The organism is Mycobacterium sp. NPDC003449 (assembly GCF_053588415.1).
This window is the reverse complement of the sequence record NZ_JBSFPX010000326.1, coordinates 1-4,120: the sequence shown is the minus strand read 5'-3', so window position 1 is coordinate 4,120 and position 4,120 is coordinate 1. Positions and strand designations below refer to the sequence as shown.

Sequence of the window (4,120 nt, the reverse complement as noted above, 5' to 3'; positions counted from 1 at the left end):
GCTGGTCACACTGGCGACGCCGCCACCAAGCCCGCGCCCGCCGATGCCACTACGCAGCCAGAGGCGCCTCCCCATAAGTGCGGCTGTAGTACTAGAAAGGGATACCCGATGACCAAACTGGCATCCACGCTGAGCGTGCGCCCGCAATCCGGGTGGACCGGAGCCGAGATCCACGGCGTCGATCTGACCGAACCGCTGACCGATGGCCAGATCGCCGAAATCCGTGCCGCACTGCTGAAATGGAAGGTGGTGTTCTTCCGCGATCAGGTCATCGGCCACGACGATCACCTGCGGTTCGCGCGGGCCTTCGGCGATCCGACCCCAGCCCATCCGCTGTTCGATTCCATCCCCGACCCGGATTACCCGACCATCTATCCGATCTTCCGGGATCGGTTCAAGGCTCGCTACGGCAGCAGCCGCGGGTACGACAAGACCAACTGGCACGCCGATGTGACCGCGGCGGTCAACCCGCCCGCGGCGTCCATCCTCCGGGCGGAGGAGATCCCGCCCTACGGCGGAGATACCCAGTGGTCCAACACCGTTGCGGCCTACGCGGGTCTGTCGGCGCCGCTGCGCGGGCTCGCCGACGGATTGCGGGCCGTACACCGCTTCGCACCGCCGGACGGTGCGACGGCCACCGACGACTACCAGCGCAGGGTCAGCAGGCGCCCGCTGCTGACCGAGCACCCGGTGGTGCGGGTGCACCCGGAGACGGGGGAGAAGGCGCTCTACGTCAATCCCGGATTCACCAGCCATATCGTCGACGTGTCGGCGCACGAGAGCCGGCGGCTGCTCGGCCTGTTCTACGACGAGCTGGCCCGGCCCGAGTACACGGTGCGGTTCAAATGGGAGCCGGGAAGCGTTGCCTTCTGGGACAACCGGTCGACGGTTCACCTCGCGCCGTCGGATCTGACCCTCGACCACGACCGGCGGCTGTACCGGGTGACGTTGGTGGGCGACGTGCCGAAGGGACCGGACGGGCGGCCGTCGGTGGCGTTGGACGGCGAGCCGTTCGACGCGATCTGAGCGGTCGTCGCTCAGGCCGCGACCACGACGGTCAGCTCGGCACCCCGGCGTTCCACCCGCATCCCGGCCCGCCGGGCCACGGCCGCCACCGAGGCGGCGTCGTCGGGCTCGGCCCGCGAGCTGACCAGGATGCGGGCCAGGTGTCCCTTGTGGGCCTTGTTGAAGTGACTGATCACGGTCCGGTGACCGTCGGGGTGTTCGGCGAGCACCTGGACGCGGACCGCGCCGGGGATCCGGCCGAGCGCCGCGTACGAGCCGGAACGCAGGTCGACGATCAGTTCACCATCGGCCAGCTCGGCCAGCACCGGCTCGAGCACGGGGCGCCAGCGCGCACTCAGGCCCGGACGGCCGGGCAGCTTCGAGGTGGCCGAGAGCCGGTACGCGGGGACCAGGTCATCGGCGCGCAGCAGCCCGAACAACGCCGACCCGACCGCCAGCCGGGCCCGGGCCCTCGCGGCGGCCGCCCCGCGCAGCGACTCGACGTCGAGGGCGTCGTACAACACACCGGTGTAGCGGTGGATCGCCGGCAGGGTGGGCGCGGTGTGCAGCGTGGCGTTGCGTTCGATCTCGGCGTCCTGGGCCGGCGAGAGTCCGAGCGCCTTACGGCTGGCCGCCGGATCGGCGGCCAGGCCGAGCAGCTCGTCGACGAGGGTCCGGCGCAGGGTGGTGAGCGCGGGTGCGGCCAACTCGTCCAGCCGTAGCGGCGGGCCGTCCCCACCGATGCGTTTGGTCTCCGATGGGGGCAGCAGCACGATCACACCGAGACGTTATCGGAGCGGTGGCGCTGCCCCGCGTCGTGGCCGGTGTGATCCCGGTCGGCTCAGACGGGCGTGACCGGGGGAGCCTGCGGCGCATCCGGGGCGGGCGGAGCCGGTGGCGGGGGTACGTCCAGCAGGAACGGTGCCGGTGCCGCCGCGGGTGCGGCCGGCGGTGGCGGCGGTGCGAACGGGTCGGCCGGTGGCGGCGGCGGTGCGAACGGATCGGCCGGGGGTGGCGGCGGCCCCGGCGGAACGGGGGCTTCCGGCGGCGGCGCACCGAACGGCATCGGTGCGGGCTCGGCGGGCGCCTCGTCCGGCGCGGGCAGATACATGTGGCGGGTGAACTGGGACTGGTAGGCGCCACCGCCGCCGATCTTGACCCCGCGGCCGCCCTCGCCGGAGGACACCGCGGTGCCGTCGGGCAGGGTCACCGCGGTGTGCCCGCCGTTCCAGCCGATCACCAGGGCGCCCGGTTGGGTGCCGTACTTGAAGCCGCGGGCCAGCAGTGCGCGCTCCTGGTTGCCGGTGTTGAACCGGTCCCCGAAGGCGGGGCGGCCGGTGGCCACATTGCTGACCCAGGACGCCAGTCCCGAGCAGTCGGTGCCGGCCGGGGTGTCCCCACCGGAGATGTAGGGCGTGCCCGAAACCTGCTGGACAAGCGCCATCAACGTCGCGATAGCAAACATGCGGCGGGAAATTACCAGAGCCGTTTCGGCCGCCCAAAATATGTGATGGCGCCCACTGCGGAGCCCGATTGCGGGCCGGTTCACCCCACCGGGGCGGCAGTGTTGTCCTCAATAACGGCGGTTTTCAGGTGGTTAAGCGATAACCGAGGCCCGTCGCCCCGGCTGTGACGGTACGGCTCAATGTCCTTGCCGCAGCATCTGTGTGCACATAACGTCACGGGTGCCGGGACGGTCTCCGGTCTCGGTTGTGAGCCGAAATCGCCTTGTATGGAGGATGTTTCAGCGAGTTCGTGACGTCGGCGCGGTGATCCGGCGCGGCGCTCGGTGCTCCGGCGGCGGCCGCGAGCCGAGCGTCCGCCGTTGGCGGCCGTCGACGGGTCGGGGGAGGTGATTTCAGCAAATTCGACTGGGTTCCGCGCGCGGGGGTGTGCCGAGTGCGCCGGGTGTGGTGGTCGCGCCGTCGCGCGTTGACATGCAGCCGTGTGGCTGCATAATTCGGTGGTGCGGCCGGACGGCTGCCCGGTCGGAGGGGTTGGTGGACGTGGACGGGGTCTTCCGGGCGCTGGCCGACCCCAGTCGGCGGCTGCTCCTCGACAGCCTCAACGATCGCGACGGGCAGAGCCTGACCGAACTGTGTTCGGGCTTGTCGATGGCGCGGCAGTCGGTCACCAAGCATCTGGCCGTTCTGGCGGCGGCCGGCCTGGTGTCGGTGACGTGGCAGGGCCGGGAGAGGCGGCACCACCTCGACGCGGGGCCGATCCACCTCGTCGCCGACCGCTGGATCGACCGTTACGACCACCGGCGGGCGGCGCCGGGGAATGCGCGCGGTGAGTTCGTCTACATCACCTATATCCGCACCACCCCGGAACGGCTGTGGCATGCGGTCACCAATCCGGAGTCGTCGAACCGCCATATGGGTCATGCCGTCGAATCGGATTGGCTGCGAGGATCGCCCTACACCTGGACGCAGGGCGGGTTGCGGATCACCGATCCCGGTCAGGTGATCGTCGAATCCGATCCGTACCGTCGGCTCGCGTTCACCTTCCACACCTTCGTCCCGGCGATCCGCACCGTCGACCCCGGCCTGGACGAGGAGATCATCGCGCGGGCCGCGGCCGAGCGGCGGTCGCGGGTGTCCTTCGAGCTCGAGCCTGCGCAGGATCAGGTGAAGCTCACGGTGCTCCATGACCGGTTGGGGCCGGAAGGAACTGTGCGCGAGCTGATCTCGCAGCTCTGGCCGCGCACGCTGGCCAACCTGAAATCCGGCCTGGAGCAGCCGAACCCGCCAGCCTGATCCCGTCGGCGGGACGGGTCAGGTCATCGCCTGCTGTGGATCGCGCTGGACCGGAGCCGGCCACGGCTCGGGCGGCGGGCGCTGGCGCACCCGTTGCGGCCACCAGAACCACTTGCCGAGCAGCGCCGCGATGGACGGGGTCATGAAGGATCGGATCACCAGGGTGTCGAAGAGCAGGCCGAGGCCGATCGTGGTGCCGACCTGACCGATCACCGCCAGCTCGCTGACCGCCATCGACATCATGGTGAACGCGAACACCAGCCCGGCGGAGGTGACCACCGAACCGCTGCCGCCCATGGCCCGGATCATGCCGGTGTTGAGCCCGGCGTGGATCTCCTCCCGCATTCGGGACACCA

At 70.4% G+C, this 4,120-nt stretch carries 5 protein-coding genes; 2 read left to right on the top strand and 3 right to left on the bottom strand.

The window, feature by feature from the left end; genetic code table 11:
• Window positions 1–108: 108 nt before the first annotated feature.
• The gene (locus ACWDTP_RS37720) at window positions 109–1,026 is read left to right on the top strand and encodes a TauD/TfdA dioxygenase family protein (RefSeq protein WP_450028317.1); all 918 of its coding nucleotides are present in this window, start codon (window positions 109–111) and stop codon (window positions 1,024–1,026) included.
• Window positions 1,027–1,037: 11 nt separating this feature from the next.
• Here the strand turns inward: ACWDTP_RS37720 and yaaA are convergent, their stop codons facing one another.
• On the bottom strand, window positions 1,038–1,784 hold the full coding sequence (yaaA, locus tag ACWDTP_RS37715) for a peroxide stress protein YaaA (protein ID WP_450028316.1): 747 nt from the start codon (window positions 1,782–1,784) through the stop codon (window positions 1,038–1,040).
• 62 nt (window positions 1,785–1,846) lie between these two features.
• Window positions 1,847–2,470, bottom strand: a complete 624-nt coding sequence (locus ACWDTP_RS37710; protein WP_450028315.1) for a peptidoglycan endopeptidase — start codon at window positions 2,468–2,470, stop codon at window positions 1,847–1,849.
• Window positions 2,471–3,011: 541 nt separating this feature from the next.
• Between ACWDTP_RS37710 and ACWDTP_RS37705 the strand changes: the two genes are divergently transcribed.
• Window positions 3,012–3,764: an ArsR/SmtB family transcription factor gene (locus ACWDTP_RS37705; protein ID WP_450028318.1), complete on the top strand. Its 753-nt coding sequence runs from the start codon at window positions 3,012–3,014 to the stop codon at window positions 3,762–3,764.
• Between the two features lie 18 nt (window positions 3,765–3,782).
• On the opposite strand, the gene ACWDTP_RS37700 is transcribed toward ACWDTP_RS37705, so the two are convergent.
• The coding region (locus ACWDTP_RS37700) for an MMPL family transporter (protein ID WP_450028314.1) at window positions 3,783–4,120 on the bottom strand (338 nt) is incomplete at its 5' end.

Excerpts from the sequence above, each read along its gene's own strand:
- ACWDTP_RS37710 (WP_450028315.1), bottom strand. The coding sequence starts at position 2,470 with ATGTTTGCTATCGCGACGTTGATGGCGCTTGTCCAGCAGGTTTCGGGC.
- ACWDTP_RS37720 (WP_450028317.1), top strand. The coding sequence starts at position 109 with ATGACCAAACTGGCATCCACGCTGAGCGTGCGCCCGCAATCCGGGTGG.